General features: G+C 69.3%; 16 protein-coding genes and 3 pseudogenes. 8 read left to right on the top strand and 11 right to left on the bottom strand.

Features of this window, described 5'->3' with window-relative positions; translation table 11 throughout:
• Positions 1-2: 2 nt before the first annotated feature.
• A pseudogene (locus ABD317_RS10840) lies at positions 3-326 on the bottom strand (substrate-binding domain-containing protein); the annotation flags it as partial.
• A 252-nt stretch (positions 327-578) separates the two neighbouring features.
• Between ABD317_RS10840 and ABD317_RS10835 the strand changes: the two are divergent.
• The 4 genes and pseudogenes from ABD317_RS10835 to ABD317_RS10820 all read left to right on the top strand — a co-directional run bounded on the left by ABD317_RS10835 (position 579) and on the right by ABD317_RS10820 (position 5,631).
• A pseudogene (locus ABD317_RS10835) lies at positions 579-1,166 on the top strand (IS701 family transposase).
• Positions 1,167-1,172: 6 nt separating this feature from the next.
• Complete coding sequence (locus ABD317_RS10830; RefSeq protein WP_425582330.1) at positions 1,173-1,874, top strand: IS701 family transposase; 702 nt, start codon at positions 1,173-1,175, stop codon at positions 1,872-1,874.
• Positions 1,875-3,329: 1,455 nt separating this feature from the next.
• Complete coding sequence (locus ABD317_RS10825) at positions 3,330-4,994, top strand: NucA/NucB deoxyribonuclease domain-containing protein (RefSeq protein WP_344289572.1); 1,665 nt, start codon at positions 3,330-3,332, stop codon at positions 4,992-4,994.
• A 79-nt stretch (positions 4,995-5,073) separates the two neighbouring features.
• On the top strand, positions 5,074-5,631 hold the full coding sequence (locus ABD317_RS10820; RefSeq protein WP_344289571.1) for an SMI1/KNR4 family protein: 558 nt from the start codon (positions 5,074-5,076) through the stop codon (positions 5,629-5,631).
• A gap of 1,071 nt (positions 5,632-6,702) precedes the next feature.
• Here the strand turns inward: ABD317_RS10820 and ABD317_RS37810 are convergent.
• The 5 genes and pseudogenes from ABD317_RS37810 to ABD317_RS10790 form a co-directional block, all read right to left on the bottom strand.
• On the bottom strand, positions 6,703-6,981 hold the full coding sequence (locus tag ABD317_RS37810) for a hypothetical protein (RefSeq protein ID WP_425582329.1): 279 nt from the start codon (positions 6,979-6,981) through the stop codon (positions 6,703-6,705).
• A gap of 45 nt (positions 6,982-7,026) precedes the next feature.
• Positions 7,027-7,101: a hypothetical protein gene (locus tag ABD317_RS10805; RefSeq protein WP_344289583.1), complete on the bottom strand. Its 75-nt coding sequence runs from the start codon at positions 7,099-7,101 to the stop codon at positions 7,027-7,029.
• Between the two features lie 73 nt (positions 7,102-7,174).
• Positions 7,175-7,234: pseudogene (locus tag ABD317_RS10800) on the bottom strand (hypothetical protein); the annotation flags it as partial.
• 54 nt (positions 7,235-7,288) lie between these two features.
• Positions 7,289-7,483: a DUF397 domain-containing protein gene (locus ABD317_RS10795; protein WP_344289570.1), complete on the bottom strand. Its 195-nt coding sequence runs from the start codon at positions 7,481-7,483 to the stop codon at positions 7,289-7,291.
• A gap of 10 nt (positions 7,484-7,493) precedes the next feature.
• Positions 7,494-8,366, bottom strand: a complete 873-nt coding sequence (locus ABD317_RS10790; RefSeq protein ID WP_344289569.1) for a helix-turn-helix domain-containing protein — start codon at positions 8,364-8,366, stop codon at positions 7,494-7,496.
• A 167-nt stretch (positions 8,367-8,533) separates the two neighbouring features.
• On the opposite strand from ABD317_RS10790, the gene ABD317_RS10785 reads away from it, so the two are divergent.
• Positions 8,534-8,983, top strand: a complete 450-nt coding sequence (locus tag ABD317_RS10785; RefSeq protein WP_344289568.1) for an ATP-binding protein — start codon at positions 8,534-8,536, stop codon at positions 8,981-8,983.
• 15 nt (positions 8,984-8,998) lie between these two features.
• On the opposite strand, the gene ABD317_RS10780 is transcribed toward ABD317_RS10785, so the two are convergent.
• Both ABD317_RS10780 and ABD317_RS10775 read right to left on the bottom strand, forming a co-directional pair.
• Positions 8,999-10,015 (bottom strand): substrate-binding domain-containing protein, encoded by a 1,017-nt coding sequence (locus ABD317_RS10780; protein WP_027753197.1) that lies wholly within the window; start codon positions 10,013-10,015, stop codon positions 8,999-9,001.
• A 71-nt stretch (positions 10,016-10,086) separates the two neighbouring features.
• The gene (locus ABD317_RS10775; protein ID WP_344289567.1) at positions 10,087-10,872 is read right to left on the bottom strand and encodes a response regulator transcription factor; all 786 of its coding nucleotides are present in this window, start codon (positions 10,870-10,872) and stop codon (positions 10,087-10,089) included.
• A gap of 165 nt (positions 10,873-11,037) precedes the next feature.
• On the opposite strand from ABD317_RS10775, the gene ABD317_RS10770 reads away from it, so the two are divergent.
• Positions 11,038-11,946, top strand: coding sequence for an alpha/beta hydrolase family protein (locus ABD317_RS10770; RefSeq protein ID WP_344289565.1), 909 nt, complete (start codon positions 11,038-11,040; stop codon positions 11,944-11,946).
• Here the strand turns inward: ABD317_RS10770 and ABD317_RS10765 are convergent.
• The 3 genes from ABD317_RS10765 to ABD317_RS10755 form a co-directional block, all read right to left on the bottom strand.
• Positions 11,927-12,526 (bottom strand): Uma2 family endonuclease, encoded by a 600-nt coding sequence (locus tag ABD317_RS10765; RefSeq protein ID WP_344289564.1) that lies wholly within the window; start codon positions 12,524-12,526, stop codon positions 11,927-11,929. The two genes, ABD317_RS10770 and ABD317_RS10765, sit on opposite strands and share 20 nt — an antisense overlap.
• Positions 12,527-12,615: 89 nt before the next feature.
• Entirely contained in the window at positions 12,616-14,454 is a 1,839-nt protein-coding gene (locus tag ABD317_RS10760) for an ABC transporter ATP-binding protein (protein ID WP_344289563.1), read from the bottom strand.
• Between the two features lie 98 nt (positions 14,455-14,552).
• Positions 14,553-16,298 carry an ABC transporter ATP-binding protein gene (locus ABD317_RS10755; protein ID WP_344289562.1) on the bottom strand — a complete coding sequence of 582 codons (1,746 nt, stop codon included), beginning with the start codon at positions 16,296-16,298 and terminating at the stop codon, positions 14,553-14,555.
• Positions 16,299-16,426: 128 nt separating this feature from the next.
• On the opposite strand from ABD317_RS10755, the gene ABD317_RS10750 reads away from it, so the two are divergent.
• The gene (locus ABD317_RS10750; protein WP_027753191.1) at positions 16,427-16,684 is read left to right on the top strand and encodes a MoaD/ThiS family protein; all 258 of its coding nucleotides are present in this window, start codon (positions 16,427-16,429) and stop codon (positions 16,682-16,684) included.
• A 7-nt stretch (positions 16,685-16,691) separates the two neighbouring features.
• The coding region (locus ABD317_RS10745; protein ID WP_344289561.1) for a hypothetical protein at positions 16,692-18,478 on the top strand (1,787 nt) is incomplete at its 3' end.

Here is an 18,478-nt window from a genome sequence, read left to right as displayed (position 1 = left end):
CGCTACGGGCAGCCGCAGGAGCGGCGGGTTACCAGGTGGGAGGGGAACTGCTTCAGGCGTTCGCGGCGGGTGGCCAGGGGGGTTTCGTCCAGGACCAGGTCGACCGCCGCGCGGGCCATCGCCGGGCGGTCGGAGGCGACCGTCGTCAGGGGCGGGTCCGTCAGGCCGGCCTCCTTGACGTTGTCGAAGCCCGCCACCGCCAGCTCGCCCGGGACGTCGATGCGCAGTTCGCGGGCCGCCCGGAGCAGGCCGATCGCCTGGTCGTCGGTGGCGCAGAAGAGGGCCGGCGGGCGGTCCGGGCCGGCGAGGAGCTTCAGGCCGGCCTCGCTGTCCGTGCCGGTGAAGCGCACCCGACGGGCCATGGGCGCTCTCCCTTCCGGGCGTGTTCATCCAACAGCTTGGCCGGACAACCAGCTCGGTTCTCTGTCCATGATCAGGCCGGTGGGCGGGAGGCAGCCGTCGATCAGGTGAGGCCTGTACTGGATCTTCTTCAGCTTCCGCTTGATCACGCGGGTCGAGTCGTAGATCGCGGTGGTCGCTGTAGTTCGTCGATCTCAGGCCGTGGGTAACTGCCCGGCGTGGAGGCGGAGTTGCTCGATCTGCCGGTGGATGTGACGGACCTGGAGCGCGCGGAGGGTGTCGCCGACCGGCTCGATGACCTGTTGCTCGACATCGCCTGGATCTTTCCTCGCACCGATCTGTGGGGGCGGGCGGCGGCGTGCGTGCGCGGCCTGCTGGCCCAGCTGTCCCGCAAGAACGGCTGGCAGATCTCCGAGTACATCGGTGAGGACACCCCCTGGGGCCAGCAGCATCTGCTGGATCGCGCCGTGTGGGACGCGGATGCGCTGCGGGACTTCACCCGCCGTTACGTGGTCGCTGGGCTGGAGGACGGCGGGGTGGGGGCCGGGCCCGGTGGAGCGGACGTGCTGGTGGTCGATGAGACCGGCTTCGCCAAGCGCGGCACCGTCTCGGCCGGGGTGGCACGCTAGTACTCCGGTGCCCTGGGCGGAGTTTTCCCTTGCCATGTGGGGGTGATGGCCGCCTGGGCGACCGGTACCGGCCAGGCTTTGATCGACCGGGAGCTGTACCTGCCCCGGGAGTGGACACAGGACCGTCAGCGGTGTCGCCGCGCGCGTGTTCCCGACCGGGTCGCCTTCGCCGTCTAGCCGCGCCTGGCCGAGCAGATGATCGACCGGGCGGTGCCGGCCCTGCCCGCCGGACGGGTGTGGGTGGCCGCGGACGAGGTCTACGGCCGCGACGGCGCCTTCCGCCGCCACCTGGAGGAGGCGCGCCTGCCCTATGTGGTGACGGTGCAGGCCAACCAGGGTGTGCTGCCCCGCCCCGGCTGGCGCCACCTTGCCCGCCTCATCGAACGCTGCGCGGCCGAGGAGGACTGGGTCGAGTTTCCCGCCGGCCCGTCCCAGCTGGACTCCCGTACCTGGCAGTGGTGGGTGCACCGGATCCCCGCTCCGGACACGCCGGTCGGCAGCGGCACCGCCCGCTGGCTGCTGACCCGGCGCCGCCCCGACACGCCCGACGAGCGGGACTACTACCTGAGCTGGGGCCCGCAGGACACGACGGTGGAAGACCTCGTGCTGGTACCGGGTGCCCGCTGGCGGGTGGAGGAAGCGATCAAGCTCGCGAGGTCCGCCGCCGGGATGGCCGACTACGAGGTACGCCACTTCCACGGCTGGTACCGGCACCTCACCCTGTCCCAGCTGGCCGCGGCGTTCCCGGCCGTGAGGCCGCCGCCGAACGCCGCGACGCGCAAGCCGATCCACCCCACACAGGAGGGCCGGAGTGACCCCACCCTCCCCGACGGACTCATCCCCATCACGCTGACCGCCTTCGAAATCGCCGCCTCCTGGCCCTGATGGACCGTCAACCATCGCGCGAGCAGCAGATCCGCCACGGTCTGCACTGGTCACGATGGCGCCGCCGCCAAACCGCCGCCCGCGCCTGCCACCACCTACGACCACAACACCAACTACAGCGACCACCACGATCTACGACTGAAGGGACGGTCCGCCCCCATGCGCGTACCGCATGACGACGTCATACCGCACCGATCAAGAATCGTCATGGGCCCCGAAATCCGCGAGTTCAACCTGAGTAACGCAATCAGGATCACGAAACACTAGAAGACCCACGTTGGCTGAAACACCCCTTACATCGCGCGAGCTTCCAGCATGCACCCTTGCCCCGATCACACTAGGTCTGATCCCATCGGCGAAGCGTAACCGCAGTTATGGGTGGGGGCGAAGTGACGCTACTGTGTCAGACGGATATGTCGCGATGCGATTCTCAATGATCACCTGTCCGTAAACGTCTGCCCTTCATTGTTGGCTTGCTTCACCGCTTGCGCCTGACATTCACAGACCATATCGAGGTCGTGTCGGTCACCGTATGACACCCCCGAGCCACCCCCTCCACATTCCGTTCCTTTCCGAAGGCGCTGCTGCGCCTACGAGTGGCAGAGAGGTTACCGGGTGAGATCATTCAAACTATTCTGGGCAATAGTACTCTCCGTCTTACTGCTCGCCCCTGCGACCAGCATCGCGCAGGAGGCACCTGACGAGGGCAGCGCAGAACCTACGCATGCCTCCGGCATAGGAAAGCTGACGTCGCCACACTCCAGCCAGGGGCAGGCGAGGAAATCTTCGCCTTCTCCGCCTGCGGTGGCTAATCCAGCGGGTACACCAGCCAAGGAAAATAGGACAGAGGCTCAAGAGCGGACCGACTATGTGGCCAAACTCAGAGCCGAGAATGACGGCGTGCTTCCTATGAGCATCTCAAGGTGCGAGGGCGAAGCACCGGGTGCTGACGGCGGAGTTGGCGCCGTACTGGATCACTGGAACTGGTGCAAGTTCGCCACTGTCCCATACCTACATCTACCCTGCAAAGGGTGTGCACCCGACGGAGAGATTTCGCTCAGGCTCACCTTTTCGGGCGAGGCGAAACAAGGAAACAGCACCACAGACAGAACCCATAAAGTCACAGTGCGAGTCGAAGTCAAGGGGAAGACGGGAAATTTCCCTGAGAGTGTGCCGCTGAGCATTCACGGACGATGCACTGCCAATACCAGTGAATCGACACCTTGCGATGTCAGTGGAGGTGCGACGAAAACCGTTGCATCCTGGCGTACAACAGAAGGACGGTATACGTGGATTGATTTCACATCGCCCACGGGAAGCAGCCACCCGGACGACATCTCGCGGTACAGCTTCGCCTTTAAGCTCACCGGCGCATCGAATTCTACAACGGTCACCGGGAACCAGTTCCGCTGCGACTCCGCAACCTACATTACCGGTAGACCTTCCTATGGCTGCGTGTACCATCGCGTCGACGAAACCTTCACTCTACCTGTGGACGGCTCCACGAAGGAGTCCGGTGAGTTGATATGGAGGGCGCAGAATAAGCCCAACAAAACCTTCCCGGTAACCAAGAACAACAACAAGAGAATACCGGGCTCCGTCGCGAGCGGGCGCACGCTGCGCCGTACCACCGAAGCTAATCGCAAGGCGAATCGAGGAAAGGCCATTGCCGAATGCAAGAGGTATTTCGGGTACAGATACTCGAAAGGCGAAACAAAATCGTGTGATGAATACCCGTTCGCTTCAACTGCCGAAGGAGCGAAAACGGGTAGCGACGGCCAGAGTCCAAATAGGCACTATGCGGTCGAAGCCATGAACGACCGGCATAACTCAAATGCCGGCAGCAAGCTTTCGGAATTCTATCGCGACCAGCGCATGCTCCGGACGCAAGACGTGTTCTATGTCAAGCTCGTGAACCCGGACGGCACACCCTATAAGGGCCCTTCGGAACCGTCCGGCGCTGCCGCACAGGTGAACTATCGTCAGTGCAGTGGCGACCTGCCACAGATTAAGGAGGTGCAACGCAAGGCTGCGCCGGAGCAAAAGTTTCTCAACTATGCCCAATCAACAGCAAGTGGCTGGACCGGAGGCGACTCTACCTACTCCGTCGATCTCCCCGACGGGCGTCGCCTGTTCCTCTTCTCAGACACATTTCTGGGACCAGAGAATGCAGACGGAAGTCGACCTGAAAACGCAAAGATCATCAACAGTAGCTTTGTGGCCCAGAGCGGCGGCAGTCTCTCGACCATCAAGAGGGGCAGTTCAAGCAATCCGATGGCTATCATGCCGCCGACCATCAAAGGTGAACGTTGGTACTGGCTCGGAGACGGCATGATAGCCACAATCGACGGCAGAAAGTACCTTCAGGTCGTGTTCCAGGAGTACCGCCACACCCACGACGGAACGGAGCTGCCGCTGGAATTCGTGCGCAATGTGGTCGCTACGTTCGAGCTATCCAACCTCAAAAGGCCAATCTGGATCGACCCACTCCCGTCGGAGATCGGTGTGGCATGGGGATCTGCACTTCTACCCAAGGGGCGCAGCGGAGACAACTACACCTACATCTATGGTGTAAGCAACGAAAAAAGAAACAAGAAGATGCATATCGCCCGTGTGTACGGTAAGGATCTCTCCGACGTCAAGAATTGGCAGTTCATCAAGAAATCTGAAACGGTCCCGGACAAGTGGATGAAGAACGAGAAGGACGGCACGAAGTACCTGCCGGGTGTCATGAACGAGTACAGCGTGACGCCGTGGAGGGATCAGTTCGTGGTCATCAGTCAGGACAGCACTGAAGCCTTCAGCTCCAAGATCCGGCTCTGGAGCGGTTGCGACCCCTACTCCTTCGGATTCTGGGTCGATAACGACGAAGTGTACCGGATGCCAGAAGTCGGATTGTGGGGCAGCTATGGTGACCCGCAGGTGGTTGCCTATAATGCGCATGCGCATCCAACGCTGCAGTCTGGTGACAGGTGGACCCTGTCATACAACGTGAACACGTTCGACTTCAGCGACCACTTCCTGGACACGAGCATCTACAAGCCCCGCTTCGTGTCCTTCCGGTTGGTCCCTTGGAGCGGAGGTACCCGCTCCAGCAAGAACTTCGTACCGGTGGAGTAGCCGTCGCAGCATAGCCGGTGGTGGCAGCCTGCAGTAGGATGCGCTGCCACCACCGGCTCGACATCCACGAGGAGGCGCCATGGATCTCCGCCCCATCAGTGAATCCTGGAGAAGCATCGAGCGATGGGTGCATGAACGCGAACGTACCGATAGCTTGGCTGCCCCCGCTACGCCACAGGAAATCGAGACCGTGCAGGAGCGGATCGCTGTTCAGCTGCCGCCGGAGATAGTCGAACTTCTCAAACGTCACAATGGCAGTACCTTCCCCTTTCCGCCCTTCTACCTACTGCTGGGCACTCAGGAGATTATTCTCAAGTTCGAGACGAAGCGCAGCGCCTGGGGAGAATCCACGTTCGCACCATGGAGCCGACACTGGGTGCCCTTCGCCTCAGATGGCAGTGCCGGTGCACTATACGTCGACACCGCCCCCGGCTCTGACGGGCGCGTGCATGAACACACACGGGAAGGTGACTCAACCCTGTCCTCTCACCCCATGTGGACTTCAATCACTGCGCTCATGCACCACACCGCTGAAGCCCTGGATCGTGTTGAACAAATCGACGGCTACCGACCGTACCAGGGCGACGACGACCTGATCGACTGGGAGGACGTTACCGACGACGGAGAGGAGTTGTGACGTGTTCCCCAGGGGCACAGCGCCACACCGGAGCGCTCCAGAGTCAACCCACGCAGCAGTCGTAACTAGAATCTCAAAATGTCGCCGCTGCGCCGCGCCCTCGAGAGTACGTCGGGTGGTACACGCATCGTCCCACAGTATGACGCTGCCTCGGCACTGCAGCGTGGTACTCGGCCTCTGTTTACTGCTGTTTGTTGCAGCATGCGGTGAACATTCCGGTGTCTCTACCAACCCTTCAACTCATCCCCGCGCTTCTCAACAGGCAGCACTGTGTGCTTGGGAAGCGTCAAAGTCGCCATCGCAGCCAACTGGTGTCGAGTGCGTTGAACCGTCTCCCAGTCCAACGCCCACCGTCGTCATGACCCCGGAGAAGCATCCGGACGGGGGGTGGGCGAACCCAACCTGCCATCCGAACGAGTCAGCCGTGACCCGTCACGGAACCGAACTATGGTGTGGACAGTATGGCGGATCCTGGAAGTGGGGCGATGGCCCCGCTCCCAGCGAAGGCAGCATATGTGTCGACGAGGGGGAATGGGACATGATTAACCCCACCCAAGGATTCGTCTGTCGCAACGGTCAATGGCAGAAGGAGCGCCTAGAGGACTGGCGCCATCCATCTTCGAGCGCGTCGGCAACCGTCTCGCCGAGAATAGGAAAGATCCCATAACAGCCGGGCGGCGTCACAGCCAGGCGCCGTGGGCCGCCAGCGCGGGCTACTTCGGCTTGTGGCAGGTCGATGGAGGCCGCCAAGCTGGTTGACCTACGGCCCCGCAGCGGCGGCAGTCTTGCCGGTGAGGGCCATTCACCACTCTGTCCCTTCAGTCGTAGATCGTGGTGGTTGCTGTAGGTCGTGGTGTGGTCGTGGGTGGTGGCCGGGTGGAGTGCTGGCGTCGGCGTCGTCTGTGGTGGCAGGCGCGGGCGACGGTTTGGTGGCGGCGGCGCCATCGGGACCAGTACAGACCGTGGCGGATCTGCTGCTCGGGGGATGGTTGACGGTCCATCAAAGCGAGGAGGCAGGCGATTTCGAAGGCGGTCAGCGTGATCGGGATGAGTCCGTCGGGGACGGTGGGGTCACTTCGGTCCCCCTGTGTGGGGTGGATCGGCTTGCGCGTCACGGCGTTCGGCGGCGGCTTGGACGGCCAGGAACGCCGCGGCCAGCTGGGCCAGGGTGAGGTGCCGGTACCAGCCGTGGAAGTGGCGTACCTCGTAGTCGTCCATCCCGGCGGACGCCGCGAAGTCCAGGAGAGCCCCGAAGAGTGCGCACAGCGCGAGGAAGCCGGCGTCACCGCCGAAACCTGGCGCCCCCTCGGCTTCTACACCATCATCCTCAGCTCCACCGCCCGCATCCACCTCTTCCTGGCCGAAGGACTCACCCTCGGTCCGTCCCTTGCGGAGCTACGCCTGCGGGAACTCCCCGCGCATGACGGCCGCGACGAAGTCGCCCCAGGCGACGTCGCTGACAGCGAGCACACCGCCCGCGGAGTCCTTGCTGTCCCGGACGGGCGCGGCGCTCTGGGCTTATGGCCGCGATCTCAACGCAGGTGCCGGCCTCATCGCTATAGCTGGACCTGTGCCAAGCAACGCTGCCTACTCCAGAGTTCATACCGTGCACCTCCCAAGTCGTCACGATGGGGCGCCGAGCCCTCTCCGAGGCGACCTACATCTGCGGGAACTCTCCACGCTTGAGCGCGGCGACGAAGTCAGCCCACGCACCACAGCCGACACCGAGCATGCCCCCCTCCGGGTCCTTGCTGTCTCGTACGCCGACCCCATCCGCGCCCAGGCGTACCTCGACACACTCACCGTTCTGGCCGCTGTAGGAACTCTTGAACCACTCGGAACGAGATGACACGGACTCTTCCTTAGGGACGAGGTAGTTCGTTCGCAATCGTGCCGATCAGAGACTCGGACTCCAGCGCGCTGAGAGCGGTGGCCCGGATGTGATCGAAGGCGCTGCCCAGCCGCGCCGTATCCTCCCTGGCCTCCAGGTAGGCGTGACTCGCGAAGTTCTCCAGGAGCACGACTTCCAGGGCCGCGGGAGGCGGAAACCTGTAGATCAAGAAGGGATACGGCCCACCCAGGTAGGCACCTGCCGTGAAGGGTAGTACCTGCAGCGTCACGTTCGGAAGCCGTCCCATCTCGATGAGATGAAGCAACTGGTGACGAAGCACCTCCGGCCCACCCACCTGCTGTCGGAGGGCGGCCTCGCCGAGCACCATCCACACCTTGAGAGGCGCGGGGGCCGAACGAAACAGAGCCTTTTGACGCTCCATCCGCACGCGAAGCTTCGCCCTCTGTTCGACGTCCAGGTCGCCCGTGGATCCGCCCTGGATCACTGCTGTCGCGTAGCCCTCCGTCTGGAACAACCCCGGGACGATGCCCGGCTGGAAGCCGCGACACTCGTACACCTCGTCCTCCAGCCCGACGAGATCCAGGAAGTCCTGGGGCAGTTGGTCCTCCAGAACCCGCCACCACCGCTGCCGTCGACCCTCCCGCGCAAGTGCCAGCCATCCGTCTCGCTCACCGTCGCCGGTGACGCCGTAGAGGTCAAGCAGCACCCGTAGATCGAGCTGCCGAATCCCGCTGCGCCCGGCCTCGATGCGACTCACCTTCGCCGGATGGCAACCCAACCGTTCCGCCGAGTCCTCCAAGTGGAGGCCCTTGTCTTCCCGCAGCCGACGCAGGTTGGCGCCCAGTACACGCCGACGCACGGTCGGCCTCTGTTCCGCAGCCACAGCCCACCCTTCGTACGCGTACTCACACGGTGATCGCAACGATACTCATCCGAGTGCCATGCAAGTCAAATATTCCGTTCCACTTGCAAGTTGCTCAGCATGCGAGGAAGCTAACGCAAAGTTGATTCGTAGCCACGTAGCGCGAAGAGCGCAGCAAGGAGGCCACGATGCCCGCACCGTGGGATCCACAGGCCACGGCCCATGACTCCGGCCTCGCCACCGCTGTTCATCTGTTCGCTCGCCACCCGAAGAGTCCGGGCCGAGCACGGGACGTCCTGCGGATCCAGCTCGCTCGCTGGCAGGTGGACAGCAGGACGGCCGAGACGGCAGTACTACTGCTCTCCGAACTCGTCACCAATGCGGTGCGCCACGGACGGGTCCCGCCGGGGCGGCGGGTGGGCACTCGGTTCACGCTCGATACCGGGGCCCTGCGGATCGAAGTGGCCGACGCCAACAACGACTTGCCGCTGCCCCGGATCGCAGGCGTCGACGACGAGAGCGGGCGCGGCCTGGCGCTGGTCGACGCGCTTGCGGATGACTGGGGTACCTATCGGCGCCCGAACGGGATCGGGAAGTGCGTGTGGGTGCGGCTGAGGCTTCCGTCGGGGCGGAGCTGACGTCAGGGGTACCCGCTACGGGCAGCCGCAGGAGCGGCGGGTTACCAGGTGGGACGGGAACTGCTTCAGGCGTTCGCGGCGGGTGGCCAGGGGGGTTTCGTCCAGGACCAGGTCGACCGCCGCGCGGGCCATCGCCGGGCGGTCGGAGGCGACCGTCGTCAGGGGCGGGTCCGTCAGGCCGGCCTCCTTGACGTTGTCGAAGCCCGCCACCGCCAGCTCGCCCGGGACGTCGATGCGCAGTTCGCGGGCCGCCCGGAGCAGGCCGATCGCCTGGTCGTCGGTGGCGCAGAAGAGGGCCGGCGGGCGGTCCGGGCCGGCGAGGAGCTTCAGGCCGAGCTGGTAGGCGTCGTAGCGGTTGTACGGGGACTGGAAGAGCCGGCCCTCCGTGGCGCGGCCCGCCGCGCGCATCGCGACGCGCCAGCCCTCGACGTGGTCGGTGACCGGGTCGCCGGTGGTCGGGGTGGTCTCGACGCCGCCGAGGCAGGCCACGTACGCGTGGCCGTGCTCCAGCAGGTGGCTCGTCGCCAGCCGGGCGCCGCCGACGTCGTCGGTGACGACGACCAGGTCCTCCGGCTGGTCCCGGCGCTCGTGCATGAGCACCACCCGGGCGTCCCAGGCGTCGATCTCCGCCGCCGCGGCCGGGCTCGGGCCCTGGCTGACGAGGATCAGCCCGGAGACGCGCATGCCGAGGAAGGCCCGCAGGTAGTGGACCTCGCGGTCGTCGAGGTAGTCGGAGTTGCCGACGAGGACCATCTTTCCGCGCTCGGACGCCGCCTGCTCCACCGCGTGCGCCATCTCGCCGAAGAACGGCTGCCGGGCGTCCGGCACGATCATGCCGATGAGGTCCGTACGCCGGGAGGCCATGGCCTGGGCCACGCGGTCCGGGCGGTAGCCCAGCTCCCGTATCGCGGCGAGCACCCGCTCCCGGGTGGCCGGGGCGACCGGCCGGGGTCCGTTGTTGATGACGTAGCTCACGACCGCGGTCGAGGTGCCCGCCAGTCGTGCCACGTCGTCCCGCGTCACCTTGGCCACGGCGCAAGTCTACGCGTGATGACCCGGCGCACTACCCCGCGCCGTCAAGCTCTGGCCACGGCTCGGGGCGGCTACGTACGGGAGCGGCGGGACTCCTGCGCCGCGCCCTCCGGCTCCGGCGTCCCCTGCCTCCCGGCCTGCCGCTCGGCCTGCGCCTCGGCTTTCTTCTCGGCCTTCTTCTCCGCCTTGTCCGGCACGACGAAGCGGTAGCCGACGTTGCGTACCGTGCCGATCAGCGACTCGTTCTCCGGGCCCAGCTTCGCCCGCAGCCGCCGCACGTGCACGTCGACGGTGCGGGTGCCGCCGAAGTAGTCGTAGCCCCAGACCTCCTGCAGCAGCTGGGCCCGGGTGAACACCCGGCCCGGGTGCTGCGCGAGGTACTTCAGCAGCTCGAACTCCTTGAAGGTCAGGTCCAGCACCCGCCCCTTGAGCTTCGCGCTGTACGTGGCCTCGTCCACCGTCAGGTCGCCGTTGCGGATCTCGGTGGGGCTGTCGTCCGCGGGCAGCTGCTGCCGGCCCAGCGCCAGCCGCAGCCGCGCCTCGACCTCGGCCGGCCCCGCGGTGTCCAGCAGGACGTCGTCCACGCCCCACTCGGCGGTGACGGCGGCGAGCCCGCCCTCCGTGACGACGAGGATCAGCGGACAGCCGGGGCCCGTGGAGTGCAGCAGCTGGCAGAGGCTGCGCACCTGCGGCAGGTCGCGGCGGCCGTCGACGAGGATCACGTCGGCGCCGGGGGTGTCGATCAGGGCAGGGCCCTCGGCGGGCGCCACCCGGACGTTGTGGAGCAGCAGGCCGAGGGCGGGGAGCACCTCGGCGGAGGGCTGCAGGGCGTTCGTCAGAAGCAGCAGAGAACTCACGGGCGCACCTCCCGGCGCGCGGCGGCGGCGTTGATCGCGGTCGTCGGGGTCTCAGCTCTGCCTCTGCGTTCGCCCATTGCTTCGGCCTCCTCAAAGGGTGCAGATACGCACAAAAGGACCCGGGGGCAACCTTGCCCGGATCCTTCAGAGGACAGAATAGCCCACATGAGCGCCACCTCCGAGGCTTCGTCCGACCGGCGAGACCCCGCACCGCGTCCTTCCCCGGCCGTCCCGCCCCCGGCACCGCCGTCGCACACGGCGTGGCTGCGCGCCGCGGACCGGGTGCCGATCGCGGCGGCGTACGAGCCGGGGCCGGGCCCCGGCGGCCCGGCGGTCGTGGTGGCGCACGGCTTCACGGGCGCCCTGGAGCGGCCGGCGATCCGGCGGGCGGCGGCGGTGTTCGCGCAGCGTGCGGGGGTGGTGACGTTCTCGTTCCGCGGGCACGGGGGGTCCGGCGGGCGGTCGACGGTCGGAGACCGGGAGGTGCTGGACCTGGCGGCGGCGGTGGCGTGGGCGCGGTCGCTGGGGCACGGGCGGGTGGCGACGGTGGGGTTCTCGATGGGCGGGTCGGTGGTGCTGCGGCACGGCGCGTTGTACCGCGGACCGGCGCACGGGGACGGACGGGGGCGCGGGGGGCGCAAGGGGGCGGGGGCGGCGGCGGGGGCGTACGCGGACGCCGTCGTGTCCGTCAGCTCGCCGGCCCGCTGGTACTACCGCGGTACGGCGCCCATGCGGCGGCTGCACTGGATCGTCGAGCGCCGCGCGGGCCGCGCGGTCTCCCGCCTCGCCCTGCACACCCGCGTCCACCACCGCCGCTGGAACCCCGAACCCCTCTCCCCCACCGCCGCGGTCCCCCTGATCGCCCCGGTGCCCCTGCTCGTCGTCCACGGCACCCGGGACGGCTATTTCCCCCTGGACCACCCCCGCGCCCTCGCCGCCGCGGCGGCGGCGCCGGGAGGGGCGGAGCTGTGGCTGGAGGAGGGGTTCGGCCACGCGGAGAACGCGGCGGGTGATGAGTTGCTGCGGCGGATCGCCGCGTGGGTGGCGGAGGCGGTCAGCGGACGTAGTTCTTGAGTTCCTCGGTGTCGAGTTCGATCCCTACCGGCTTCGGAAGGGTGACCCTGGCGCCGAACTCGACCGAGTGGATGTCACGGTAGCCATGTGAAGAGGGGTCGCTGTACACGGTCAGGGTGCACGCATCGCGATCGATGAGCAGGTAGACCGGAATGCCGACGACCGCGTACGCGGCAGGCTTGTCCTGACGGTCCCGCCGGTTGGTGTCCGAGTCGTACGAGGTCACCTCAACGATCATCACGAGCGGATCGGGATCGGCCCAGTCGCCCTGCCCGGCGAAACTGCCCGCCGGGGCGAACGCAAGATCCGGTCGTGCACGGCCGCTGCGGTACTCGTCGACTTCGAGACCGAGGTCGCTCGTATACGGCCGCAGGCCGTTCCCGCTCTGGATACACCGCTCCAGCAGCCAGCCGACCATCTCGTTGTGATCTCCGTCCGGCACGCCCTTGGCCCCGATCCGTCCGTTGATGAACTCGAACCTGACGGTGTCGTTCAGCTTCTCGGCAGCCTTGGCGATCTCCTCGAACTCCTCGACCGTCATCTGCGATGCGCGTGCCGTGTGCTCTGCCATAACCGTCATGGTGCACCCCCTTCCAGGTCGCGGCCAGTCTCGCCCGCCGGCGCCGGGCAGATCATCGGTCCGGGACGAAGCCCACCCGTACGGGTGACCTAGATCGTTTCTGCAACCGGCTCCGCGAACTGCGCCTGATACAGCCGCGCGTACGCGCCCTCCGCCGCCAGCAGTTCCTCGTGCGTGCCCTGCTCCACGATGCTCCCCGCCTCCATCACCAGGATCACGTCCGCGTCGCGGATCGTGGACAGCCGGTGTGCGATCACGAAGCTCGTGCGGCCCGTGCGCAGCTCCGCCATCGCGTGCTGGATCAGCACCTCCGTGCGCGTGTCCACCGAGCTGGTCGCCTCGTCCAGCACCAGGATCGCCGGTTCCGCCAGGAACGCCCGGGCGATGGTGATCAGCTGCTTCTCGCCCGCCGAGACGCCCGCGCCCTCCTCGTCGAGCACCGTGTCGTAGCCGTCCGGGAGGGTCCGTACGAAGCGGTCGACGTGGGTGGCCTTCGCCGCGGCGACGATCCTGTCCCGCGGGGTGTCCGCCGGTGCCCCGTACGCGATGTTCTCCGCGATCGTGCCGCCGAACAGCCAGGTGTCCTGCAGCACCATCCCGATCTGCGCCCGCAGCTCCTCGCGGCGCATCTCCGCCACGTCCACGCCGTCCAGCAGGATCCGGCCGCCCGCCACCTCGTAGAACCGCATCAGCAGGTTCACCAGCGTCGTCTTCCCCGCCCCCGTCGGGCCGACTATCGCCACCGTCTGGCCCGGGCGCACCGTCAGCGACAGGTCCTCGATCAGGGGTTTCTCCGGGTCGTACGAGAACGAGACGCCCTCGAACGCCACCTCCCCCCGCACCGGTGCCGCCGGGCGGGCCGGCCGCTCGGCGTCCGGCTCCTCCTCGTCGGCGTCGAGCAGCTCGAAGACCCGCTCCGCCGACGCGACGCCCGACTGCACCAGGTTCGCCATCGACGCGATCTGCCCCAGCGGCTGGCTGAACTGCCGCGAGTACTGCACGAACGCCTGCACGTCGCCGATCGACAGCGCCCCGGAGGCGACCCGCAGGCCGCCGACGACGGCGACCAGGACGTAGTTGAGGTTGCCGATGCACATCATCGCCGGCTGGATCAGGCCGGAGATGAACTGCGCCCGGTAGCCGGCGCGGAACAGCTCGTCGTTCTCCTCGCGGAAGGTCTCCGCGGCCTCGTCGCGGCGGCCGAAGACCCGGACGAGCGAGTGGCCGGTGTACATCTCCTCGATGTGCGCGTTCAGCTTGCCCGTGGCCGCCCACTGCGCCACGAACTGCGGCTGCGCCCGCTTGCCCACCCGGGTCGCGACCGTGATCGACAGCGGCACGGTCACCAGCGCGACCACCGCCAGCAGCGGCGAGATCCAGAACATCACCGCCAGCACCCCGGCGATCGTCAGCAGCGACGTCACGATCTGGCCCATGGTCTGCTGCAGCGACTGCCCGACGTTGTCGATGTCGTTCGTCGTCCGGGAGAGGATCTCGCCGCGCTGGTTGCGGTCGAAGTACGACAGCGGCAGCCGCGACAGCTTGGCCTCCGCCTCCTCGCGCAGCCGGAAGACCGCCCGCTGCACGATCACGGCCGTCAGCCGCGCCTGGACGAGCCCGAGCCCCCACGCGGCGACGTAGACGAGGGCCGCCCACAGCAGCGTCACGCCGACGGCGTCGAAGTCGATGCCGTCGGTGGGGCGGGCGGAGCCGGTGTCCACCCGGTCGCCGTAGACGCCCGCCACGACGAGGTCGGTGGCGTGGCCGAGGAGCTTGGGGCCGGCGACGACGAGCGCGACGCTGCCGGCGCCGAGGGCGAGGACGGCCCAGATCAGGGTGCGGTCGGGGCGCAGGGTGCGCAGCAGGCGGAGGGCGGAGCCGCGGAAGTCGATGGAGCGTTCCACGGGCGGGCCGCTGAACATGCGCATGGGCCCGCCCCCGGGGCGCGGGCCGGGCCCCGGCCCCGGCCCGGACCCCGGCCCCGCACCCGGTCCCGAACCCGGCCCCGGGCTCTTCCCCGGCGTGCTCATGCCGCGGCCTCCTTCTCGGTCAGCTGCGAGAGCACGATCTCGCGGTACGTCTCGTTCGCCACCATCAGCTCCGCGTGCGTCCCCGTGCCGGCCACCCGGCCCTCTTCCAGGACCACGATCCGGTCCGCGTCGCGGATCGTGGCGACCCGCTGGGCGACGATCACGACCGTCGCGTCCCCCAGCCGGCGCGCGAGCGCCGCGCGCAGGGCGGCGTCCGTGGCGTAGTCGAGGGCGGAGAAGGAGTCGTCGAAGAGGTAGATGTCCGGCCGGTGCACCAGCGCGCGGGCGATCGCGAGGCGCTGCCGCTGGCCGCCGGAGACGTTCGAGCCGCCCTGCGCGACGGGCGCGTCGAGGCCGCCGTCCATGGCGGCGACGAAGTCCGCGGCCTGCGCGGCGCGCAGCGCGTCCCACAGCTCGTCCTCGGTGGCGTCGGGTTTTCCGTAGCGGAGGTTGGAGGCGACGGTGCCGCTGAAGAGGTACGGCTGCTGCGGTACGTAGCCGATGGCCCGCGCCAGCGCCGCCGGGTCCAGGTCCCGTACGTCCACGCCCCCGACGGCGACGCTGCCCGCCGTGGCGTCGAACAGCCGCGGCGCCAGCGCCAGCAGCGTGGACTTGCCGCTGCCGGTGCTGCCGATGACCGCCGTCGTACGCCCGGGGCGGGCCGCCAGGTCGACGTCCTTCAGCACCGGCTCCTCCGCGCCCGGGTAGCGGAACTCGACGCCCCGGACGTCCAGCCGGCCGCGCTCGCGCGGCTCGGCCGCCGCGGGCACAGGGGCGGCCGGCGGGACGACGGAGGACTCGGTGTCCAGCACCTCCTGGATGCGCTCGGCGCAGACCTCCGCGCGCGGGATCATCATGAACATGAACGTGGCCATCATGACGCTCATGAGGATGTACATCAGGTAGGACAGGAACGCCGTCAGCGCGCCGACGTCCATGGCGCCGCTGTCGATCCGCCCGGCCGCGAACCAGACCACGGCGACGCTCGACAGGTTCACCCCGAGCATCGGGGTGGGGAACAGCAGCGCCATCAGCCGCCCGGCCCGTACCCCCACGTCCCGCAGGTCGGCGTTCGCCCGGCCGAAGCGCCGCCGCTCGTGCGCGTCGCGGACGAAGGCGCGGATGACGCGGATGCCGGTGATCTGCTCGCGCATGATCCGGTTCACCTCGTCGATGCGCTTCTGCATGCTGCGGAACAGCGGGCGCATGCGGCGCACGATCAGCGCCACGACGACGCCCAGCAGCGGCACCACGACCAGCAGCAGGGACGTGAGCGGCACGTCCTGGTTGAGCGCCATGACGACGCCGCCGACGCACATGATCGGCGCCGTCACCATCATCGTGAACGTCATCAGGGCGAGCATCTGGATCTGCTGCACGTCGTTGGTGGTGCGGGTGATCAGCGACGGCGCGCCGAAGCGGCCCATCTCGCGGGCGGAGAAGGACTGCACCCGGTCGAAGACGGCGGCACGCACGTCGCGGCCGAGGGCGGTGGCCGTACGGGCGCCGAAGAACACGGCGCCGGCCGCGGCGCAGAACTGCAGCGCGCTGCAGGCGAGCATCCAGCCGCCGGTGCGCAGGATGTAGCCGTTGTCGCCGGGGATGACGCCGTGGTCGATGATGTCGGCGTTGAGCGTGGGGAGGTAGAGCGTCGTCAGCGTGGCCACCAGCTGCAGCGCCACGACCCAGCCGAGGTCCCGGCGGTACGGGCGCAGATGCGCGCGGAGGATGCGGACGAGCACGCCCGCAGCGTACGTCGATGGTTGCCCGGGGCGACAACGATTTCGCCAGGGGCATGATGGGGCGTACGGAGCACGAGCACGCGAGGCGGCCGGGGATCCGGCCGGGACCCGAAGGGGGTCGCCACGTCATGACGGCCAACGGCACCATCCGGTACTGGGCGGCGGCCAAGGCCGCGGCCGGGACGGCGGAGGAGCCCTACGCGGCGGACACGCTGGCCGAGGCGCTGGCCGCGGCCCGGGGCCGGCACGGGGAGGGGCTGGCGCAGGTGCTGGCGCGCTGCTCGTTCCTGGTGGACGGGCGGGCGGTGGGGGCGCGGGACCACGCGGGGGTGGCGCTGGCGGACGGGGGGACGGTTGAGGTCCTGCCCCCGTTCGCGGGAGGCTAGGCGCACGATGAGCGACCAGAGACACGACCCCCCGCCGTGGTCTGCGGCCCCGTCGGCCCCCACGGGCTGGGCGCCGTACGACGAGGAGCAGCGCGACGGCGCCGGCCCGGGCGGCGATGCGGGTGCCCCGGCCGGCGGCGCCCCGAGCGGCCACACGCAGTTCCCGCCGGCGGCCGGCCAGGGCGACGACGGCTACGGCGGCCCGGAGACGCAGCTGGGGATGGCCCTCCACGAGGAGTCGGCGGCGGCCCAGCAGACGTCGTACCTGCCGCCGGTGCCGGACGCGGGGCCGTACGGAGACGCCTACGGCGGTGGTGCGGGGCGGTCCGGGTACGCCTCGGGGTACGGCCAGGACGCGTACGGCGGCGGCCACGGCCCTCTGGCCGGAGGCCCGGCCGGCGGGCACGGCCCGGGATACGACGGCGGCGGTCAGGTCCCCGCGGGTGCGGGGCAGTCGGGCGGACCCGGCGGATCGTACGGCGGCGGCGCGGGTGCGGGCAGGCACGCGGCGGCGTACGGCGGCGGCCTCGACGGCGCGGGCGCGGGGCGGCACGGTGAGCACGGCCCCGGGTATGCCAACGGCGCGGACGGCGGCGCGGGCGGCGTGGCGCTGGTGCACGGCGGGCCGCCGGCGGCGGGGGCGGTCGACGAGACCGCGTACCTCCCGCCGGTGCCGGCCGACGGCGCCGGCGGATACGGCGGTCCCGGGGCAGGCGGCGGCCCCGCGCCGCACGGCGGCACCGGCGGCGGGGCAGCCGTCGAGCAGACCGCCTACCTGCCACCGATCACCGACCACGACCCGGCGGGCGGGGACGGCGCGCAGTGGCCCGACGGCTGGGAGCGCGGCGGCACCGGGGCACAGGCCCCGGGCGCAGGCCACCCCGGCAACGCGGACCCCCACCTCGGCGCCGCCAGCCATCCCGGCGCACCGACGGGCACCCACGGCGCCGCAACCGGGGCCCACGCCGCCCCGGGCGGCCACCCCGGCAGCGCAGGCGCCCACCCCGCCTCCGCCCCCGGCCACCCCGGCAACGCGGACCCGCACCCCGGCGCCGCAGGCCACCCCGGCGCCGTACCCGGGGCCCCCGGCACCGCAGCCGGCCACGCCACCCCCCACACCGACCCCGCGGACCCCCACCCCGACATCCCCGCCGCCGGCCGCACCCCCGCGCCCGGGGCCGCCGCAGCCGGCTTCGCCGGCCCCGGCGGCCCCGAGACCGGCACCCTCTACGGCGCCCCCACCCTCCGCCGGCCGAAGCCCCCCGCCGAGGTGCTGCGCGAGGAGGGCACCTCCGTCCTCATAGCGCCCGGTCCGCAGCCCGCCGCGCTCACCGCCGTGCTCGCCGCCCTCCTCGCCGTCGCCGCCGCGCTCGACGTACGCCCCGGGCTCGCCCTCGCCGTCGCCCTGCTGCAGGCCGTCACCGCCGCCGGCTGGTTCCGGCTGAACGGCATGTGGCCCGCCCGCGAGGGCATCGCGCTGGCCGCCGCCGCCGGCCTCACCACGACCGGCGCCGTCCTCGCCGTCGACGAGGACGACGCCACGGTCGCCGCGCTCGGCGCCCTCGGCGGCTGGTTCCTCCTCATCGCCCTCGTCCAGCTGCGCAGCACCACCGCCCCCAAGGAGCGCCTCACCGCCCTCAACATCACGCTCACCGCCGCCGACCTCGTCGTCCTCGCCGCCGGCTACCTCGCCGCCGAGCGGCACGCCGTGGTCGCCGGCGTCGTCGCGGTGGACGCCGGAACGCTGGGGCGCGCGGTGCCGCTGCCGCCGAACGCCTCGCCCGTCGCGGCCGT

This window comes from Streptomyces synnematoformans (assembly GCF_039531005.1).
In the GTDB taxonomy this organism is placed as follows: domain Bacteria; phylum Actinomycetota; class Actinomycetes; order Streptomycetales; family Streptomycetaceae; genus Streptomyces; species Streptomyces synnematoformans.
Note: the sequence above shows the minus strand (reverse complement) of the source record. Positions and strands in the feature narration are given on the sequence as shown.